At 49.1% G+C, this 894-nt stretch carries 1 rRNA gene; it reads right to left on the reverse strand.

The features are described from left to right. A 23S ribosomal RNA gene (locus tag CWC30_RS07460) occupies positions 1 to 894 on the reverse strand; the annotation flags it as partial.

Raw genomic sequence — 894 nt, forward strand, 5'->3', positions numbered from 1 at the left:
TGAATCCGCAGCTTCGGTGCATAGTTTAGCCCCGTTACATCTTCCGCGCAGACCGACTCGACCAGTGAGCTATTACGCTTTCTTTAAAGGATGGCTGCTTCTAAGCCAACCTCCTGGCTGTCTGGGCCTTTCCACATCGTTTCCCACTTAACTATGACTTTGGGACCTTAGCTGGCGGTCTGGGTTGTTTCCCTCTTCACGACGGACGTTAGCACCCGCCGTGTGTCTCCCGGATAGTACTTTACGGTATTCGGAGTTTGCAAAGGGTTGGTAAGTCGGGATGACCCCCTAGCCTTAACAGTGCTCTACCCCCGTAAGTATTCGTCCGAGGCTCTACCTAAATAGATTTCGGGGAGAACCAGCTATCTCCCGGTTTGATTAGCCTTTCACTCCTAACCACAGGTCATCCCCTAACTTTTCAACGTTAGTGGGTTCGGTCCTCCAGTTGATGTTACTCAACCTTCAACCTGCCCATGGCTAGATCACCGGGTTTCGGGTCTATACCTTGCAACTATTCGCCCAGTTAAGACTCGGTTTCCCTACGGCTACCCTAATCGGTTAACCTCGCTACAAAATATAAGTCGCTGACCCATTATACAAAAGGTACGCAGTCACAGAACAAGTCTGCTCCTACTGCTTGTACGTACACGGTTTCAGGTTCTATTTCACTCCCCTCACAGGGGTTCTTTTCGCCTTTCCCTCACGGTACTGGTTCACTATCGGTCAGTTGGGAGTATTTAGCCTTAGATGATGGTCCACCTATATTCAGTCAAAGTTTCACGTGCTCCGACCTACTCGATTTCACTTAAAATGCGTTTTCATGTACGGGACTATCACCCTGTATCGTGGCACTTTCCAGAGCCTTCCATTAACACATAATAAGCTTAAGGGCTC

It is taken from the genome of Pseudoalteromonas sp. S4741 (assembly GCF_005886135.1).
Lineage (GTDB): Bacteria > Pseudomonadota > Gammaproteobacteria > Enterobacterales > Alteromonadaceae > Pseudoalteromonas > Pseudoalteromonas tetraodonis.